The sequence below is a fragment of the Photobacterium sp. J15 genome (assembly GCF_963870815.1).
Classification (GTDB): Bacteria; Pseudomonadota; Gammaproteobacteria; order Enterobacterales; family Vibrionaceae; genus Photobacterium; species Photobacterium marinum.
The window spans coordinates 1,527,155-1,545,432 of record NZ_CAWMUI010000002.1 but is presented as its reverse complement, the minus strand read 5'-3'; the positions used below and the strand labels follow the sequence as shown (position 1 = coordinate 1,545,432).

The window sequence follows — 18,278 nt, the reverse complement described above, 5'->3', positions numbered from 1 at the left end:
GTATTTCCTTCGTTATTCCTTAACTGCACCGCTCACCAGGCCGCTTGCGATATGCTTTTGCAGCAGCATGAAGAGAAGGGTAATCGGTACAGCAACAAGTAATGCACCTGCGGTAAACAGGGTGTAATTCTCGCTTGACTGGGATGAGATCCAACTGAAGATCCCTACTGCCAGGGTCTGATTTTCTTCACTGCGGAGGATCAGAGTCGGCAGGATGAAGTCCATCCACGGCGCAGTGAAAGACACCAGGGCAACAAACACCATTATTGGTTTTGCAAGCGGTAAGATAATTTCCCAAAAAATTGTAAAGTGACCGGCACCGTCGATTTTTGCCGCTTCATCCAACGAAGTCGGGATGGCGTCGAAGTAGCCCTTCACCAACCAGGCCAGAAATGGTAGTGACCCGGTAACGTAAACCAGTAACAGGCCAAGATAGCTGTCGATCAGGTTCAGTTTTGACAGGAAGATATAAATCGCTGTCATTGACAGGAATGCCGGGAACATTTGCAGGATCAGAATCCCCATCATGACATTCCTTTTGTTCTTGAAGCGGTAACGCGAGAAGGTGTAAGCCGTCATAGTTACCAGCACCAGAGAAATCAGCATGTTCAGTACAGACAGGATCAGGGTGTTTTTGTACCACTGAACATAAGATGTCTCGAACAGCAGGGTTTTATAGTGCTCTAACGTGAAACCAAAACCGCCGAAACTGGTGCTAAATAGGTTCTGGCCCGGCTTGAATGAGGCCAGAATGGTCCAGACGATCGGTGCCAGTACAATGACGGCATTGGTAATCAGGAACAGGTAAACCAGGCCGTTTGCTAAATTGATTTTGCGTTTAGCCAACATAATTACATCCCCACATCGTCTTTAAAGGATTTCATGCGTCTGAACTGCCAGATAGCGATGCCAGACAGGAACAGGAAGATGACAATCGAAACCACAGAGGCGATGTGATACTGCTGGAAGTCCAGTGTCAGCTTGTAGATCCAGGTGATCAAAATGTCGGTGTGGCCTGCGAAGCGGTAATCCGGGTTAATCGGACCGCCGTTGGTCAGCAGGTAAATGGCACCGAAGTTATTGAAGTTGTGTGCAAAGGTCATTACCAACGATGGTGCGATCTGATGAAGTACCATCGGCAGGGTAATTTCATAGAACTGCTGGAATTTACCTGCACCATCAATTTCGCTGGCTTCGTATAGGTCGGCCGGAATATTGGTCAGAGCGCCGGAAATCAGCAGCATGAAATACGGTGCGCCAACCCAGACACTGATAGCAACAACCATGAACTTCGCCATAATCGGGTCAGTCAGGAACGGGATCGAATCAACTCCCCACACAGACAGCAGATTGTTGACCGGGCCGATCCCGTTCAGTAGCAGGCGGAACACCAGCAGGGTGACGAACGCCGGAATGGCATACGGCAGAATGAAGACGAAACGCCACAGCTTCTTGAATTTGACGTCTTTCTTTTCGACCGCCAGCGCAAGAATAAAGCCGAAGACAAAAACACAGAATGTCGCAGACAATGCCCAGATAACTGTCCAGGCAGCTACGCCGAAGAAGGTCTCAGACCAGATCTTCAGCTGGAATAGCTGGAGGAAGTTACCAAAACCGACCCAGTCAACCAGGTTACGCGGCGGAATATGATTCGGTGCCGAATAGTTGGTGAACGAAACCAGAACGGTAATTACAATCGGCATGACAACAAAGAATGTTGCAGCAATGCCTGCCGGGCTCAACGCAATAAATGCAAAGTTATCGTCGTAGAACTTGTGGATCTGTTCTTTCAGCGTCAGCTCTGTTTTCTCACTTTTCAGTGCGTCTTTTACATTGACGATGTAAAGCCAGACGAAGAAAAGCGATAGGATCAGGGCAATTACGCCTTCTACTAACATGAAAACAGAGTTATCACCCTGAATAATATCGAAGCCTCTCCGCGTTTGGGCAACGTCCCCTAAGGTGATTAAGCCTTGTAGCGCAGCGATCAGATCCGGCAGGTAGGTGACGAATAATAACTGTGCAGCTAAATAAAATAACCCTTTCAGATATTGGTTATTTTTTAGTTGGGTTGCGCCCATGACAAGGAGAGATAGAGGAACGTGGAATGCTCCTCTTTTCTCTACACTAATTAACATATATCTACTCTTTTACTCTTGATGGCGAATCGAATAATTGCTGCGAATTACTGCTGCATAGCGATTTGCTGTTTGATAACTGACTCGGCTTTTTTCAGAGAAGCCTGTACATCAGCTTTGTTATTCCAGATGTCAGCCAGTGCAGCTGTTGCCGGTTGCCATACGTAGCCCATTTCAGGAATTGAAGGCATGGCGTCTGCGTGGTAACCCTGAGCAATGATCGCTTTGGTAAATGCATCACCGGTTTTCGCCAGTTTTTCCATCGCACCTTTGTGAGGCGGGATTGCTTTCATCATTTCAAAACGTTTCAGCTGCATATCTTCAGACGTGACGAAATCGGCAAACAGCTGGGCTGCACGAGGGTATTGAGTGAATGAAGATACGGCCAGCATTTTTACAGAAGCGAAAGTTGTTGGCTTCTTGCCTTTGAAGCTAGGTACAGGCACTGCACCCAGATTGATGCCTGAATTGATGTAACCTTCTACAGCCCAAGGGCCGTCGATGATCGCTGCGGCTTTACCTTCAGTGAACAGACCACGACGAACCTGAACCTGGTTCATGTCTTCTGAGTTAGAGTTAGTAGTGTCACGCAGCTCAAGCATGGCCTGGATGCCTTTAACAGCGCCCGGTGTTGCGATACCTACATCGTTGGCATCTCTACCGTCGTTACCGAACTCATAGCCGTTGTACATAGACAGGAACATACGGGATTCATAGTAATTCTGGATATCCCATAGCAGCGCGTATTTGTGATCTTTCGGATTGGTATAGCCTTTACTGAATTCGATGATCTGTTCGAAACTGGTTGGCGTTTGAGGTAAAAGGTCTTTGTTATAGAACAGAACAAGCGTTTCAAATGACAGTGGGAAACCGTAGGTTACGCCTTTGCTGTCTTTAGCGGCCACCGCTGCACTGTGGATGAAGTCATTGTCAACACGATCACCGCTGACCAGATTTTCCATAATCACACCGGATGTCACGGCACGGCCAAGGAAGTCATGCGGGAATTCAACGATATCGCCCACACGGGTAGATGAGCCGTCCTGAATAAGTCGGTTAATTGCGTTTAGCGGGCTGACAGAGCGTACGTCGATATCAATGTTGTATTTGGTTTCGAATTCTTTTGCGGCGTATTTCATGAAATCGGTGCTGGCACCCTTATCCGCCCAAACTTGCAGTGCTGCGCCATCTTCTGGCTGAATAGTTTGTGACGCCATTACTGGTAGGGCTGAGGCTATAAGCCCGGATGACAGAAGTGCAGACAAGACGATCTTTTTCATTTTCTCTTACCTTATGAGTTTTGTTAGTAGTACGCCACGTACTACTCAAATACTAATTCTGCTTAATTAGCAGTCAAGTAATAATCTGACGTTAATGACCGAAGTGTGATTGCTATCAAAAACGGTGTAATAAATTAACTTAATTTATGGATGTGGGGAGAGTTTACAGAAGAGAAAATAATGCCTCTATTTATATATTGCATTGTTTGGAATTTATTATGCCTTTATTTTTGTGGCGCATAAATATCCCTAAAAGTAATAAACAATTAATAAGAATATTTCTTATATCTGATGGGTTAATTAATTACGTAAAATAAACGTTAGTGTGAATATCATCACATGAATTTGCTTGTATCCTGGTTGACCTTTGTATTTGTATCTCTAGAATTAGTCGTACGCCATGTACCACTAACAAAACACAATAACTCAAATCTTCAAGGATCAAGGTAATGAACAAGTCCTTATTGTCGGTACTGATTGTAAATGCTTTGGCTGCAGGGTATGCACACGCAGAGGTCGCAACGTCTGATACATCCAATACTTTTGACCAGCTTGTGAATGTGGTGACGAATGTTAATGGTCACGTTGGCGTAGCCTATGAAGTTAAGGAAACTGAGTATACAAAACTTGGTGACCCTTCAGGTAACTTTAAAGAGAAGCATAAAGAAAATAGCTATATTGATGGCTTCTACAATTTTAATGATTTGAACTTGTTTGGTAATTACAAACTTACTCAAATCACCAACTCCAAGCGTAATGCAAACGGTTCATCTGAAAACTCTGAAACAACTAAACTTGAGTTTACGACAAACTACCGTTACGTCATTTCAGATAGTTTGAATACTGGTTTGGGCTATAGCCTTGAATATGAAGATGGCTATACAATTACTACCGATAATAAAAAGATTAATACCACAGAAGCTCAGAATGAGTTCAGCACTTGGTTGGGATATTGGAACAATGACGGCCAGTGGGGCTTCTATGGTGATGCGGCAATTGGTTGGAATGATGCAGATAAAAGCGCGTGGGGTAATTCAGACACTGATCTTTATCATGTAAGCTTTAAGCCATTCATGAACTTAGGTAAGTTTTTTGTAGCTGCCGAATTGTATTACGAAAACCAGGATACGGAAGACTCTTGGAACAACGATAAAGATTTCACTGAACGTTATATTGAACCAGAGTTGGCTTATAGCTTTGGTGATGGTAAACGTGTTTTCGTGAAACACCGCTTCAGTGAGAAAGAAACAAAAGTTGGACAAAAAGGCCAACCTAAAGATGAATATTTTGAAAATATCAACAAGACGACTTTAGGTTATCAGCAGACTGTTGGTGACAACTGGTGGGTTTCTGCTGAAGTTGAGCTGACTCGTGAAAAACATGAGAAAAATGATGTTCGAACTGCGGATAAGGACAGTGACAACTTCAAACTATTCGCGCAATATCGTTTCTAGGATAGTTTAACTTAGGAATAGAACATGATTACTGCTTCTGAAGTCGCCCAACTATTAGGTGGAAAACTGATTGGTCAGGCAGATTTAGAAATAAATGAAATTATCGACATTCACGATAATTCGAACGGTGGCCTGGCAATTATTCACCAGAAGAAAGATCTGAACGCATTGGAAACATCAAAAGCTGAGGTGATTATCGGACCATCGGTAATTGAGTCTGTCAAAGATAAAACACTTATCGTGATAGATAAGATCGATCCGATGAAATTGAATCAGTTACTGCGCTTTTATAAAGTGAAACGTTATGGCTTAGAAGACCAGTGCAATACCTCAGATCGTAGCGATGTACATATCGGTAATCATGTCTCTATTGGCAAAGACTGTTATTTCATGCCGGGTGTAAAAATCATGAATGGTGTCACCATTGGTGACAACGTTGTGGTTCATGCCAATACCGTTATTAAAGAAGGTACGGTGATTGGTAGTAATGTCACCATTGATGCTAATTGCTCGATAGGTAATTACAGCTTTGAGTATTTATTTGAGCATGGTGAATACATTCGGTTAGAGAGTGTAGGACGAGTCATTATTGAAGATGATGTCGAGATTGGTGCCAATAATACCATTGATCGCGGCACATTCGGTTCGACGGTGATTGGCCGGGGAACAAAGCTGGATAATCAGATTCAGATTGGTCATGACGTGAAAATTGGTCAGCATTGCTTGATCGTATCTCAGGTTGGTATTGCCGGATGGACAATACTTGAAGACCACGTCATTGTTCATGGTCAGGCCGGACTGGCTGGAGGGTTGCGGATTGGTCACGGAACGATGATCAAGGCACAGGCCGGAGTTACCAAGTCCTGCAAGCCAAACAGCCAGCTTTGTGGTTACCCTGCACGCGAGTCATCTCAATTTTTAAGCACAGTAGCAGCCCTGAACAAGCTTTCCCGACAGCCTCAGTCAAAGCTGTCTGCGGCTACTGTGGAATCAGAGTCACCGGGTGTTTTAAGAAGATGGTTAAGGAAGTTGATCTGATCTTCGGGTGGAACTCTGCGCTAGCGACAATTTTTCGGAGTCATACATGGCAAATGTGAAGCTTAGCCAAGTAACAAAACAATATGAAAATGGTTTTAAGGCCGTACATGGCATTGACCTGGATATCCATGAAGGGGAGTTCATGGTTTTCGTGGGGCCGTCAGGTTGTGCCAAATCAACCACACTGAGAATGATTGCCGGCCTGGAATCGATCTCAGGCGGCGAGATCCGTATTGGCAACCAGGTGGTGAATGACTTACCGCCAAAAGAACGCGGCATTGCCATGGTATTCCAGAACTATGCGCTCTATCCGCATAAGACGGTTTACGACAATATGGCGTTTGGTTTGAAGATGCAAAAACGGCCAAAAGCCGAGATTGATCGCCGTGTTCGTGAAGCGGCAGAAAAGCTGGAGATTACAGATCTTCTGGATCGTAAGCCGAAAGAGATGTCTGGTGGTCAGCGCCAGCGTGTTGCTGTAGGTCGCGCGATTGTTCGTAAACCGGATGTTTTCCTGTTTGATGAACCACTGTCTAACCTTGATGCTAAGTTGCGTGTTTCGATGCGGGTGAAAATTGCTCAGCTTCACCAGCAACTTAAAGAAGAAGGCAATCCTGCGACCATGATCTACGTTACCCATGATCAGACCGAAGCTCTGACGCTTGGTGATCGGATTTGTGTACTGAACAGCGGTCAGATCATGCAGGTTGATACACCAGTGAATCTGTATAACTATCCTCGTAACCGTTTTGTTGCTGGTTTTATTGGTTCTCCGGCAATGAACCTGATTGAGGTTTATCTGCGGAAACAAGGTGAGACATATTATGTTGATCTTGGTACAGACAAGCTAATAGCACTGCCAGCACGTTTTGCCGGCAAGCTGGAACAGTATGTGGATCAGAAAGTGTGCTTTGGTCTACGCCCAGAACATATTTCGATTCAGGAAGGTGACGGTATTGCTAACGCACTACCAGCCAGGATTTCCGTCATCGAGAACATGGGCAATGAAAAGTATGTGTACTTTGATGTTGCCGAGTATCAGATGATTAGTCGGATTCATGATCCGCTGCTGTCTATGTCAGCGATTAACTCAGAGAAGCAGTTTGTGTTAGACACTGAATTTAGTCACATTTTTGATATTGCAACGGGAGATAACCTGACGCTGGATTGATGCGGCAGGCTACTGATTTACGTTTTATATTGGGTACGTCTCTATATCACGCAAAGGATGATGCGTTGTTGGTTTGAAAAGAAATCTATTCCTCGACTCAATAACCAGCCGGGCAGGACGCCCGGCTTTTTTAGTGCCGTAGCATAATGAGGAAACACGCTATGGGAGTGCGCTAACTGTGTATTGAATGCTCGTAGCTGGTTGCTTTGTTAGTGTGCCTATGGTTAGCACTTTGTTTTTCAGCAATAAGTTGCAAATAACTGGCTTTAGTTTACCTGGATATTGTTTGTGCAAGCTGTCTGGTTCGCTTTTTCACGCGAGCTTTGTCGTTTGTCATTTTTTTCTGGATTGTAACCTGAAAGGCGATATTGGTTATTTCCCCTGGTGTCTGTAGCACCATAAGCTGAATAATTAACCAGTAGTTGATAGCTATTGAATAGCACCCTGTCCAAACCTGCTGTGTATACAATTGAATGAGGTATAGAAAACGCCTCGCGTATACTATCTTTGTTTTATGACATAATTATTACAAGAGCCCAATGGGAGCAAAAAAACATTCAAATTTATATTAGTTACTGATTTTAAATGTTTTTATTGGTGATATTTTATTTTTTATTTCTCTGTAATTAATCTGAAGCTTTGTGATTAAAGGTGAGTTTGGTAGTTTTTAATATTACTTATCATTAATTAATGGTGTTCTTTTAAAATTTAAATTCATTTGGATTCTAATTGTTTTTGTTAATATCGTTTTTCTATTTTATTTTGTTATTTTAATATAATCATGACTTATAGAAATGGTATTTAAAGACAGGGTTGAATTGTTTTTTTTGATTATATTATTAAGCGGTCATTGTATTTTATATTAATCGGGTGAGATGATGAGTTTAACTAAATTATAATATAATGGTTTTCTAATATAATGAATGTTTGATTCTTAATTAATAAATTTATCGTGTAAACTTATTATGCAACTTCTGTCATTTGTTCTGCCAGGGCTTCATTTTCTGGCTGGTGATTATTTTTATTGCATGCTGTGCAGTTATCTTCAGATAAATGGACAATGGCATAACCAAGGCTCATATAGATACAGCGTTCGATATCAGTTTGCTCTCCGCGGATGGCATCAAAAATGCTGCTAAGTCCCTGTAATGGTGAGATTATTGGTCCTATATGTTTGACTGCTTTAACAAATTCCGTCTCATGATGAATCGCATAAACCCAAGATGTAAAGAATGCATCTGGTGAGGTGAAAATCAGCGGGCGTGTGATGATTTCTAAGAACATAGGCTTTAGTTCAGCAATCAAATCTGCTTTCAGTTTAAAGTGGGCATTGATACCTGAACGGGTGATCCCGACTTTTTTCGCAATTGTCCCAAAAGTTAAATTTTCAAAACCTTCATTCATCGCAATATCGAATGATATGTCGACAATTCTGCGTCGGGTTTCTGCAGCGACAGCTTGGCTTACTCTAGGCATTTTTATTATTGAATGATCTCTTAATAGGGGTCGCCATAATAGCAGCATTTAGTTATGGATCCAGTGACTTTGTCATGTAATCAGATCTGATCATACCTGTTGTCTGATTATTCGGCTTTAATATTTGGATATTTAATGAATGGTATCCGATAAATTTAAAATAAAAGATGTCGCATTAATGTCTCTTTTTAGGTTCAGCTTTTCCTTTCGTGACGTTGTCACTCTGTAAGCTGTTATTTACACTTTAAAAGCTATATTTTTCAGTCATGTTTAACATGGCTGTGGTCCCCCGCCTATCAGTGCGAGAAGAAGGCCTCTTCAATGGTTGGTTAGCGATGGTAGGTTTAAAGAGGCCTTTTGTACCAATAGCGGACGCTAGCTTCGCGTAATGTCGGTACTAACATCCCGAAGGAATGCAATAGAAAGTGTATTGGAGTGGTTTAGAGTAAAAAACCTAATTGTTGTTTTTATAGACAGTTGATGTAGAGGATAAGAAAGTGAAAGCGCCAGTAGTAGCTACTAGCGCTGTTATCTGACCTTAACTTGGTTTATCGATACGAACTATTTCAACGAAAAAACAGCTGACTGAACGGGTTCAGTAAGGTTGCAAGCCCTGAAGTGAAGTGTAGTGGTGCGTCAAGCAGTGTCAGGCAAAGGCAATCCTGATTTTCCTCAGTCTTAGGTGAGTGCTTGTTTTCTCTTGTTTGTACAATGAAGTCCCCCGGGTAATAAGTCGCCTGTTCATCACAGAACTTGCCTGCCAGAACCAGGGTAATCTCCTGTCCTTGATGAGTGTGTTGAGGCAGCGAGCTGTTACTATCCATATAAATGAAGTTCATTTTGCTTTCACCGCCGGTCGTGACATGGGCACGTTTGATATTACCCGGTAGATGGGTCCAAGGACCTATTTGGTCTTCGTGACGTTGCAGTGCTCTGGGGAGCTTGAATGACTTGTTATTGATCGTCAGTACAGACTCCTGCTGCTCAGCCTGATAATTGGCACCTTCATTTTGAGGAGCTTCTTTATGACGAAGAATTTGATCTAGCATGTTATTTAGTTCATCAGATAAGGGCTCTGAGGGAGAAAGTGCTAACTCTCTAGCTTGTGCTGCTTCAATATCAGCAATTTGTTGTCGGCAGTCAGCACAGAGTTCAATATGAGCACTCAGCATGATGCTTGAAGCAGGATCCAACTCACCTGCAACATGTTTTGCCAGAGTCTCCGCTGTCGGGTGAAATTGAATGTTAGTCATCGAGTGCCTCCTTCATTTTCTGTAGCGCAAGTCGAAGCCGACTTTTAACAGTGCCCAGCGGGACATCAAGGGCATCGGCCACATCCTGATGTGAAGCGCCCTGTAAACAAATCATACGAACAACTACCGCCTGAGTAGACGGCAGTGTATTAATTAAGTCATGAAGCTCTTTGCTGACAATAGAATGAAACTCTTTGGGAAGTTTGTCGGAATCGGTCTCTTCACACAGAACAGGCCAGAGGTCATCGCCCTGAACCCAGTCATTCTGATGCTTTGTTTTCCTCAGGAGATCAAATTTTACATTCCTTGCAACAGAATAAATCCATGTCAAAGCAGCACCTTTAGATTCGTCATAAAGGCTGGCTTTCAACCAGATTTTTAACATGGTCTCCTGCACAATTTCCATTGCCATGGTTTCATCTCTGAGCTGTTTACGAGAGTAATTAAGCAGCTTGGGCGCAATCAGAACAAAGAGCTTTTCGTAACTTTTCTTACAGCGATCATTAGCAATGTTATAAAGCAGTACTGCCAGGTCAGGGTTTGGCAAGGCTTCGTTGAGCATGGGCTTCTTTGCGTTTCCGGTGTTAAGGCATTGGTTTGTCTTAATCATGGTTATACTGCAAGCATGGGATCCATAATCAGTTAACGCAATAGTTGTGCTAAGCGATCACTTTGATTAATGATTTTTTTCAAATATCTGAGACAAACATCCGGGGAAGAATGCCTGAGAAGCTTTTGTTTGGTCTTTAAAGGCAATGGCAACAGCTCCAGCCAGCGCCAGCATAGCCAGCATGGGTCATCGAAACCGGCTTCGAATGCATTTGGGGGCGATGCTAAAGTTGAGGCCTTGTAATTGCTCTCATGATGGTGTTCAAGTAAGAGCGTTTTCAATTTTGCAGCCAGCAAATTTGTTGATGGCTCTATTTTTTCTGTCCTCCATAGAGGGAGAGGCTTTGCTTTGATGTGATGGTGTTGTGGTGTGGTCGAACTGATTACCCCTAGACTATCAACAATGATATCAACCCGAATTAGGTCAGTTGATAGCCAGTCAATTTCGACAATTCGGGCATAAGATACGATGTCACCCTGAGCAGCAGCCACTTTGCCATCACTATCTTGCATTAATAACCAGAGGCCACCGGTTTTAGTTGCATCGCGGATTGTGTTGACAAAAATAAGACCATCTCCCCTGATTTGCCATTGAATTCCGGGAAAGTAATGCTCAGTAGTTATCAAGAAGGGCAGCAATACTGGTTGTAACTCGGGTATATGCACACTTTTCTCCAATAGGTTGTTTCATAAACATACGGACCGAATCAGAGATCAGATGACCCAACTTTAATTTTCAATCAAAAGGTTGTTTTACTGACAACACTGTAAATAAAATCTATACCGTGCTGATCGGTTCTAGTTTTAGCGTCGTAATTACCCTCAACTGATGATGAGAAGAAAGAGGGTGTTCAAATGAAAATGAAATCGGTGGTATTAGCTTTAGGCTCTGCGATTTTTATAACAGGTTGCCCATTGTTAGAAGATGACGATTCACAAATCCGGGTTACACATGCCAGTAGTGATGCTCCTGAAGTTGCAGTAAAACTTAATGGTGGAATTGTTGAAGGTCTTGAAAAAGTTGATTATCAGGTTGGCAGTGGATTGATTGAACTTGAGTCAGGTGCGTATGACATTGCTGTTGATGCGCTGTTACCGGGAGATACAAGTTCGGAGGTGATTAGTACTAATCTCAATTTCTCGCCTGATATGCAATATGACATTATCGCAGTAAATAGTGCAGCCAATATTGAAGCTGTCGTTCTTTCACGTGAAGATATAGCCCCTGCTTCGGATGAAGTAAGGTTGGATGTCCTTCATGCTCACCCTGATGTTGGTGCCGTTGATATTTATCTGACAACAGCAGATGAACTGACTGATGAAGCGCCTGCTGTCAGTGGACTGGCATTTAAAGTCGATGCGACTGAACTGCCCGTTAGTATTCCATCTGGTAAGTATCGAATTCGAATCACACTCAACGGTGATGATGACAAAACAGTTGCTTTCGACAGTGGTGAAATGGATTTGGTCGGTGGTAGTGATTTGATGATTACTGCGGTTCCGAATGTTGACGGCGGCGCTGTTTCACCAGTTAATCTGTTGGTGGCTGACGGCACTGAAGTTAATGTATTACGAAATAGTGAAGAACAGTCTGGTGTCCGTGTTGTTCACGCTGTTGATGATGCACCTGAAGTGGATGTGCTGGCTTCTGATGCACCTGTTGATGGCCTTACAAATATTGCTTTTACCCAATTTCGTAGTCTCGATTTAGCTCCCGGAAGTTATGACTTAAGCGTTGCGGCGTCTTCTGACAATAGTCTGGTTGTGATTGATGCACCCGGAACTGAATTTGTCGCAGGTACTACCACCAGTGTTTACGCGGTCGGTAAACTAAACGATATTGCAACATCTACTATCGAACCTCTGATTATTCCCGAAGATCTTCGCTCCGTAGCGCTTTACGCCAAGCTGAGAGTAGTGCATGCCAGTGTGACGGCCGGTGATCTTGGACTCGTAGATATTCATGCTTCGGCAGACGGTATTTATGATGAAACGACAGCTGTACTAAAAGGCGTTGATTTTAAAGATACCGCTACCTTGATTGTTCCGGCCGGAACGTATTCTCTGGCTGTGATTCTTGCGAGTGACAATACTTTTACACCTGCTGTTGAAGCGGTGGCAACCGTTGAAGATGGCGGAGTATATTCTGCTGTTGCTACAGATAATACCGGCGGTGGTTTCTTACTGACTTTAAACGAAGATAATACCGCGCCGACGCCATAATTATTTGATTATGTTATGAGCCAACCCTTGCCGGCCGTATGGCTGGCTTTTTTTATGTTTTTAACTTGTAACTGAGTAATTATTCAGTTACGTTTCGAACAATTATCATACAAAGTAAACGATTACCGGGCCGGGGGAACATGCACCAAGAGCGACGTGCCGACTTTATTCTGGTTTTAACCACCATGCTGGCTGCTGCTGGCTGGATTTTTTCAAAAGAAGCGATTCATGGCCTGCCGCCATTTGGCTTTATTGGTCTGCGCTTTGTGTTGGCATCAATTTGCCTGTTGCCGTTTTGCTATCGTCATTTCAGGCAAGTAGACAGAACAGATGTCTTAAAGGCGATGGGGGTTGGTTCCCTGCTGGGATCGGCGCTTTTGCTGTGGATTTATGCGATTTCTGTCAGCGATACGCTTGGAGAAGGGGCGTTCATCATGAGTTTGTCGATGCTGTTTGTGCCTCTTGTTGCCTGGCCGTTGTTTAAGCAGTCGCCACCAAGATTATTCTGGCTGTCATTACCTATGGCAGTTGCTGGTTTGATGATGTTGTCACTGGGTGGTGCAAATGGCTGGCAGCAATCGCCAAGCCAAATATGGTTCCTTGGATCAGCTGTGATGCTAGCGCTGCATTTTAATTTCAACAGCAAGTACGCAAGGCGGATCCCGACGTTACTGCTCACTTGTATGCAGCTTTCTGTTATTGGTGTGATGGGGCTGGTGGCGTCGATGTTGACAGAAACCTGGCCAGAAACGGTGGGTTCAACAACCTGGATATGGTTTTCTCTGAGTGTGCTTATTGCGACCAGTCTTCGCTATGTAATGCAAACAGCCGGACAGAAGCATAGCTCGCCAGCCAATGCAGCAATTATTATGATCCTGGAGCCAGTCTGGACAGTGGTTTTGAGCGTTATTTGGTATGCTGAGCAGATGCCGATGCATAAGTTGAGTGGATGTATGATGATTCTGATGGCGCTGCTGATATACCGGGGTGGCCCTTTCCTGATACGGCGCCTGGCTAAAGCTTATTAATGGTTTCAATCAGAGTGTTGGTATTCATGGGAACTAAAGGCCGAGGTTTCGGCCTTTAGTGGGAGGATAATCAAATCACAGCATTTGCAATAACAATGTCTTGTGATGCGATACCGGTAAAGTCGGCAACAGTAACCCCATTTTTCTGATAGCGGTTTGGATTGTTCAGGTAAGTACCGAATTCAATCGTTTTGCGTTTAATCTCAGGATGATTCTTATCGTTGTATAAATACTGTAACTCACCCTGGGTCGAACACTGAATCAGGCTGTCGGCAAGAATAAACTCAGCATTTTTAATTACTGATTCGTCAAGCTCTTGTTTCCCCTTGGTATCACAACCAAAAGCATTGATATGAGCATTGGCTTTCAGCCACTCATACTTTATATAACCTGCTTTAGTAGGAGTAACAGTCGTAATTACATCGCACTGTTTGCATAGTGACTCGACAGAGTCACAGCGTGATATGGTGATATTATGTTCAGCAAGTTTATTTTGTAGTGTTTTGATGTTGTCTTCACTGATGTCATATACAAAAATATGTTCAATTGATAACGCATTGCATGTATAAATTGCCTGGTAATATCCTTGAATACCACACCCGATAATACCGAATGAAACTTCTGGTATGTTGCCTACTATTTCTTTTGCAAGCATACCTCCGGCAGCCGCTGTGCGGTGATCTGTTAGGATACCTTCATCATTTAATAAATATTCCGGAAAGCCCGTTTCGCCATTAATAAGCATGATGCAACCGTACGAATTAGGTAGACCAATCTTATAATTAGTATAGCTACCGGATGCAATTTTAATTGCGGCATAGTGTTGCTTGTTGCCTATACCATATTTGATATGAAGTTCACCATTAGGTAATGGCATATGACCGACAGGAGGAATTTCAAAATCATTATTTGAATAGTCAATGTATGACTGTTTCATCATCTCCATGACATCGTTCATGCTTGGTAGTTTCGCTGTAATTTCGTTTTTGTTTAAGCTAATCATTTGGCCACCATCTGGATTGCTTTATCGAACATTTCATCAGTAACGTTGCCCCCACAGATGACGATGCAAACCTGCTTGCCTTTAAATTGTACTTTATTTTTGATCAGGCTGGCGACTGACACACCGGCGGCACCTTCAATAATCATGTTATGACTGTCCTTGATAAGCTGCATCGCATCAGCAATTTCAGTTTCTGTGACAGTCACTGTTTGATCAACAACAGCGGTACAGATTGGCAAGGTGATACTACCTGGCTCAATACCCCCGGCAGTACCGTCGGAAAGCGTGTCTTGCTCAGCCACTTCAACAATTTGACCTTTTTCCATGCAGACTTTCATCGCCGGTGCATTTTCCGGGAAGGCTCCAATAAGCTGAAGCTCCGGATTGATAGACTTTGCTGTCAGGCCGATTCCGCTGATCAGACCGCCGCCACCGACACTGACGATAATGGTGTCTATATCGCTATTTTGAGTAAGGATCTCTTGTCCAAGAGTACCCTGGCCGGCAATGATATCTTCGTGATTATAAGGGCTAATATAATTTTCACCGGTTTCTTTGGCTGTATTAAGAGCAACGTGCTCAGCGTAATCAGCACTGCCATCTACCTTTACGATTTCTGCGCCAAATTTAGCAATTTTATTTTCTTTTTTATTACTTATTTTCTCGGGGACATAGATCTTAACCGGAATGTTTAATGCTTTTGCTGCTGCCGCAGTTCCGGCGCCATGGTTCCCTGAACTTGCGGTTAAAACACCGTTGTTCTTATCATTGTTATTTAAGTTCAACAGTGCGCTGGTAGCTCCCCTTATCTTAAAGCTTCCTGTGGTTTGTAGGTTTTCACATTTTAAATATACATCGCATTCGCACAATTCTGATAATACGTTTGAGTAAATTAATGGCGTTTTATTCACACCTTTTTTTGTATAAAAACCATTTTTATTTAGTGTTAGTGATTTTTGTAATATTTGGCTGAATTTATTCATCAGGTTTTGCCTCGTTATTTATCCTGATGATTAAATTAAAAGAGTCGATAAATAAGTGCATTAACAATTGTTAAGATGAGGGGAGCTTTATTTTCTAAAAGATATGCACTTAAGTTAAAGATGCTGTAAGGATGATGGTTTTTTATAAAGAGAGCCCCGAGAGGGGCTACAATCAGAAGTAGATATCCAATCGTGTCTTACAATTATTCTCATTTCCTGAACCTATCATTTCGTCATACGGGCTGATCATTTCAAAAATGGCATGACTGAGGCCAAGGCTTTTAAGGTGACATTTTGCTTCATCAAGAGAGCGGGTCAATAGGGTTTGATGTTGCTCGTTTTCCAGATGATAAAAATTACCTTTGTTATCTTCAGCGCCGACAAGGTAATGAGTAGCATCTGCGGTATTGAGGATTGTCGGGCTGAACCGACGGCTTTTTAACATCAACAACAATTTTTCCTGAGTCATAGGATGTCCTTACTTTTTAAACCTCAAAATTGATACGAATGACTTCGTTGCGGGGATCAAAAGGAACGTGGTAGGAGAGGTGAATATAGGTGAAAGCCAGCCTGAAGATGAATGTTAATCCAAGGCTGGCTTAATTGGTCGGAGGCGAGATAATCAGCTCTCTTTCAGGTAGGCACACAGGAACTGAGCGACCGCCATTTCGATTGCGAGCTTCTTTGCATCTTCCTCCGCAGGTGGAACATGAACCAGCACCTGAGGCCAGAACAGGGTTGATTTCAGAGCTCCGATGAACTGTTCAGAGGCGATTTTCGGATCGGCGACATCAAGCTTTCCCGCATCAATCCCGGCTTCAATCCATTTGGTCAGTCCTTGTCCGCCTTCAAGTTGCTTAACTTTATCCAGCATAATGGTAGCTGACGCTCCTGAGCGCATACACTCCGAGAGTACCATGCGTGCCAGAGACACAAAGTTAGGGCAACACAACAAGGTTGCTTCTCTCTCTGCGATTTCTACCAATTGCGCTTTGATTGATTTTTCACGCTCAAACGGAATTGCACTGAATGTCTGCACATACGATAGCATGCGTTCAATAATCACACTGAACAGGCTCTCCTTAGTCGGGTAGTACTTGTACAGTGTGCGTTTTGAAACCTCGGCTTTTTTCGAAATGGCTTCCATACTCGCCTGTTCCAGTCCCTTGTCCTGAAAAATTTCAATTGCAGCAAGGATAATATTTTCCTGTTTAATTTCAGCGACTTTAACCATTTGTATCCTAATGATGAATTTTAAAGTAAACGACCGTGTTTACTTTTGGAAAAAGAAGGTTATCATCAAAAGTATACACCGTCGTTTACTTTTGAGGCTAGTCATAAAATGAACACAACTCATAAAGCATCTCTGGTGGCATTAGCCAGTGCACTAGGTCTTGCCTTGTGTGGTAGTGGCAATGTCGATGGCGATCATGTTCGCAGTGAGGAAATTCGACAGGAACGCATCGCCAAATCTCCCCAGTTTGTTGATGGGAAAGTTGTGTCACATTTACCGAAAGTAGACATGGGTGAAGGTATGCTGTCGATGATGTGGAAATTTTTCATTAATCGCGCTCAGTATAAGCCGCAGCAGCGCCTTCAGTATCAGGCCGTTGATACTTATTTGCTTGAAGAACCAAGTCAATCGTTGCGGGTGACCTGGCTGGGGCATTCGTCGTTGTTTATTGAAGCGGATAACACCCGGATGCTGATTGACCCGGTTTTTGATTATGCAGCACCGGCTCCCTTTGCCAACTGGTTCCAGCGTAATGTGGATGCGCCGGTGAGTCGCGATGATTTGCCATTGCCTGATGTGATTATCATTTCTCACGATCATTATGATCATTTGGAAGAAAGTACCGCGCGCTATTACGCCGATAAAGATGTGAAATTCTTTGTTCCGCTGGGTGTAGGTCGCCATCTTGAAAAATGGGGTGTTAAACCGACAAACATTGAAGAGTTTGATTGGTGGGAAAGCCAGAAGATCAACTCGGTGACCATTACTGCCGCACCGGCCAACCATAACTCAGGCCGTAGCTTGTTTGACAGTAATACTACCTTGTGGGCGTCATGGGCAATTCAGGCCGATGCCGGAAGTATTTTTTATAGCGGTGACTCAGCCTATGGTGAGCATTTTAAGGAGATTGGTGAGCGTTTAGGCCCGTTCGATGTGTCTTTCCTCGAAGTGGCGGCGAACATGAAAAACGGTCGAGGGTATCCGGTTGAAGGCTGGGGGCATATGCAGGCTTCTCACACCATGCAAGCGCACTTGGATTTGAGAGCAGATAAATTGTTCCCGGTTCACTGGTCTACTTATGAGTTGTTCCTGCATCACTGGGACGATCCGGTGAATGATTTGGTAGCGGAAGCGGAAACTAACCATGCTGATTTGGTTACCCCGCTGATTGGTGAGTCTGTCGATTTCTCGCAGTCTGTGAGGACAACATACTGGTGGCAAAGCGATGTTGACTGGCTGGATTTTTCGAAGTTAGCCAAGGCCGAAGCCGCTTACCAGACAGAGCAATAATCGATAATGACGTGGGGAGCCAATGTGCTCCCCATTTCTATTTCTAGTACTTTTACTGGCTCATCATCAAACTCTCGTTGGAAATTTATTCCTAAACC

General features: G+C 43.4%; 17 protein-coding genes. 6 read left to right on the top strand and 11 right to left on the bottom strand.

The genetic code is table 11. From position 1 onward, the window contains the following. Window positions 1-12: 12 nt before the first annotated feature. The 3 genes from AACQ93_RS23930 to AACQ93_RS23920 are packed head-to-tail and all read right to left on the bottom strand — an operon-like array spanning window position 13 to window position 3,418. On the bottom strand, window positions 13-849 hold the full coding sequence (locus tag AACQ93_RS23930; protein ID WP_007465217.1) for a sugar ABC transporter permease: 837 nt from the start codon (window positions 847-849) through the stop codon (window positions 13-15). A 2-nt stretch (window positions 850-851) separates the two neighbouring features. Then, complete coding sequence (locus AACQ93_RS23925; protein ID WP_064609421.1) at window positions 852-2,138, bottom strand: carbohydrate ABC transporter permease; 1,287 nt, start codon at window positions 2,136-2,138, stop codon at window positions 852-854. A 47-nt stretch (window positions 2,139-2,185) separates the two neighbouring features. After that, a complete protein-coding gene (locus tag AACQ93_RS23920) occupies window positions 2,186-3,418 on the bottom strand; it encodes a sugar ABC transporter substrate-binding protein (RefSeq protein WP_064609420.1) in 1,233 nt (410 codons plus the stop codon). A gap of 449 nt (window positions 3,419-3,867) precedes the next feature. Here AACQ93_RS23920 and AACQ93_RS23915 point away from each other — a divergent pair, with 449 nt between their 5' ends. From AACQ93_RS23915 to AACQ93_RS23905, 3 genes are read left to right on the top strand one after another with little or no spacing between them, the layout of a single operon-like run. After that, on the top strand, window positions 3,868-4,872 hold the full coding sequence (locus tag AACQ93_RS23915; RefSeq protein ID WP_064609419.1) for a hypothetical protein: 1,005 nt from the start codon (window positions 3,868-3,870) through the stop codon (window positions 4,870-4,872). Window positions 4,873-4,896: 24 nt separating this feature from the next. Further along, a complete protein-coding gene (locus AACQ93_RS23910) occupies window positions 4,897-5,910 on the top strand; it encodes a UDP-3-O-(3-hydroxymyristoyl)glucosamine N-acyltransferase (RefSeq protein WP_064609418.1) in 1,014 nt (337 codons plus the stop codon). 46 nt (window positions 5,911-5,956) lie between these two features. After that, window positions 5,957-7,081, top strand: coding sequence for an ABC transporter ATP-binding protein (locus tag AACQ93_RS23905; RefSeq protein WP_064609417.1), 1,125 nt, complete (start codon window positions 5,957-5,959; stop codon window positions 7,079-7,081). Window positions 7,082-8,044: 963 nt separating this feature from the next. Here the strand turns inward: AACQ93_RS23905 and AACQ93_RS23900 are convergent. The 4 genes from AACQ93_RS23900 to AACQ93_RS23885 all read right to left on the bottom strand — a co-directional run bounded on the left by AACQ93_RS23900 (window position 8,045) and on the right by AACQ93_RS23885 (window position 11,085). Next, window positions 8,045-8,605, bottom strand: a complete 561-nt coding sequence (locus AACQ93_RS23900; RefSeq protein ID WP_084419444.1) for a TetR/AcrR family transcriptional regulator — start codon at window positions 8,603-8,605, stop codon at window positions 8,045-8,047. Between the two features lie 518 nt (window positions 8,606-9,123). Beyond that, window positions 9,124-9,810, bottom strand: coding sequence for a ChrR family anti-sigma-E factor (locus tag AACQ93_RS23895; protein WP_064609415.1), 687 nt, complete (start codon window positions 9,808-9,810; stop codon window positions 9,124-9,126). Beyond that, window positions 9,803-10,372 carry a sigma-70 family RNA polymerase sigma factor gene (locus AACQ93_RS23890; protein ID WP_064609414.1) on the bottom strand — a complete coding sequence of 190 codons (570 nt, stop codon included), beginning with the start codon at window positions 10,370-10,372 and terminating at the stop codon, window positions 9,803-9,805. Before AACQ93_RS23890 ends, AACQ93_RS23895 begins: the two co-directional genes overlap by 8 nt. 80 nt (window positions 10,373-10,452) lie before the next feature. After that, window positions 10,453-11,085 carry a hypothetical protein gene (locus AACQ93_RS23885; protein ID WP_064609413.1) on the bottom strand — a complete coding sequence of 211 codons (633 nt, stop codon included), beginning with the start codon at window positions 11,083-11,085 and terminating at the stop codon, window positions 10,453-10,455. Window positions 11,086-11,274: 189 nt separating this feature from the next. Between AACQ93_RS23885 and AACQ93_RS23880 the strand changes: the two genes are divergently transcribed. Together AACQ93_RS23880 and AACQ93_RS23875 are read left to right on the top strand one after the other, a co-directional pair. Further along, window positions 11,275-12,642: a DUF4397 domain-containing protein gene (locus tag AACQ93_RS23880; protein WP_064609412.1), complete on the top strand. Its 1,368-nt coding sequence runs from the start codon at window positions 11,275-11,277 to the stop codon at window positions 12,640-12,642. Between the two features lie 140 nt (window positions 12,643-12,782). Continuing rightward, on the top strand, window positions 12,783-13,670 hold the full coding sequence (locus AACQ93_RS23875; RefSeq protein ID WP_064609411.1) for a DMT family transporter: 888 nt from the start codon (window positions 12,783-12,785) through the stop codon (window positions 13,668-13,670). A 70-nt stretch (window positions 13,671-13,740) separates the two neighbouring features. Here the strand turns inward: AACQ93_RS23875 and AACQ93_RS23870 are convergent, their stop codons facing one another. From AACQ93_RS23870 to AACQ93_RS23855, 4 genes are all read right to left on the bottom strand, one after another. Continuing rightward, the gene (locus AACQ93_RS23870; RefSeq protein ID WP_064609410.1) at window positions 13,741-14,673 is read right to left on the bottom strand and encodes an ornithine cyclodeaminase family protein; all 933 of its coding nucleotides are present in this window, start codon (window positions 14,671-14,673) and stop codon (window positions 13,741-13,743) included. Then, window positions 14,670-15,656, bottom strand: a complete 987-nt coding sequence (locus AACQ93_RS23865; protein WP_232323389.1) for a threonine/serine dehydratase — start codon at window positions 15,654-15,656, stop codon at window positions 14,670-14,672. The genes AACQ93_RS23870 and AACQ93_RS23865 overlap by 4 nt, the downstream gene beginning before the upstream one ends. Before the next feature lie 172 nt (window positions 15,657-15,828). Continuing rightward, the gene (locus tag AACQ93_RS23860; protein WP_007465240.1) at window positions 15,829-16,125 is read right to left on the bottom strand and encodes a DUF6482 family protein; all 297 of its coding nucleotides are present in this window, start codon (window positions 16,123-16,125) and stop codon (window positions 15,829-15,831) included. Between the two features lie 153 nt (window positions 16,126-16,278). Then, entirely contained in the window at window positions 16,279-16,890 is a 612-nt protein-coding gene (locus AACQ93_RS23855; protein ID WP_064609408.1) for a TetR/AcrR family transcriptional regulator, read from the bottom strand. A gap of 108 nt (window positions 16,891-16,998) precedes the next feature. Between AACQ93_RS23855 and AACQ93_RS23850 the strand changes: the two genes are divergently transcribed. Continuing rightward, window positions 16,999-18,180 carry an MBL fold metallo-hydrolase gene (locus tag AACQ93_RS23850; RefSeq protein ID WP_064609407.1) on the top strand — a complete coding sequence of 394 codons (1,182 nt, stop codon included), beginning with the start codon at window positions 16,999-17,001 and terminating at the stop codon, window positions 18,178-18,180. Window positions 18,181-18,278 lie beyond the last annotated feature (98 nt).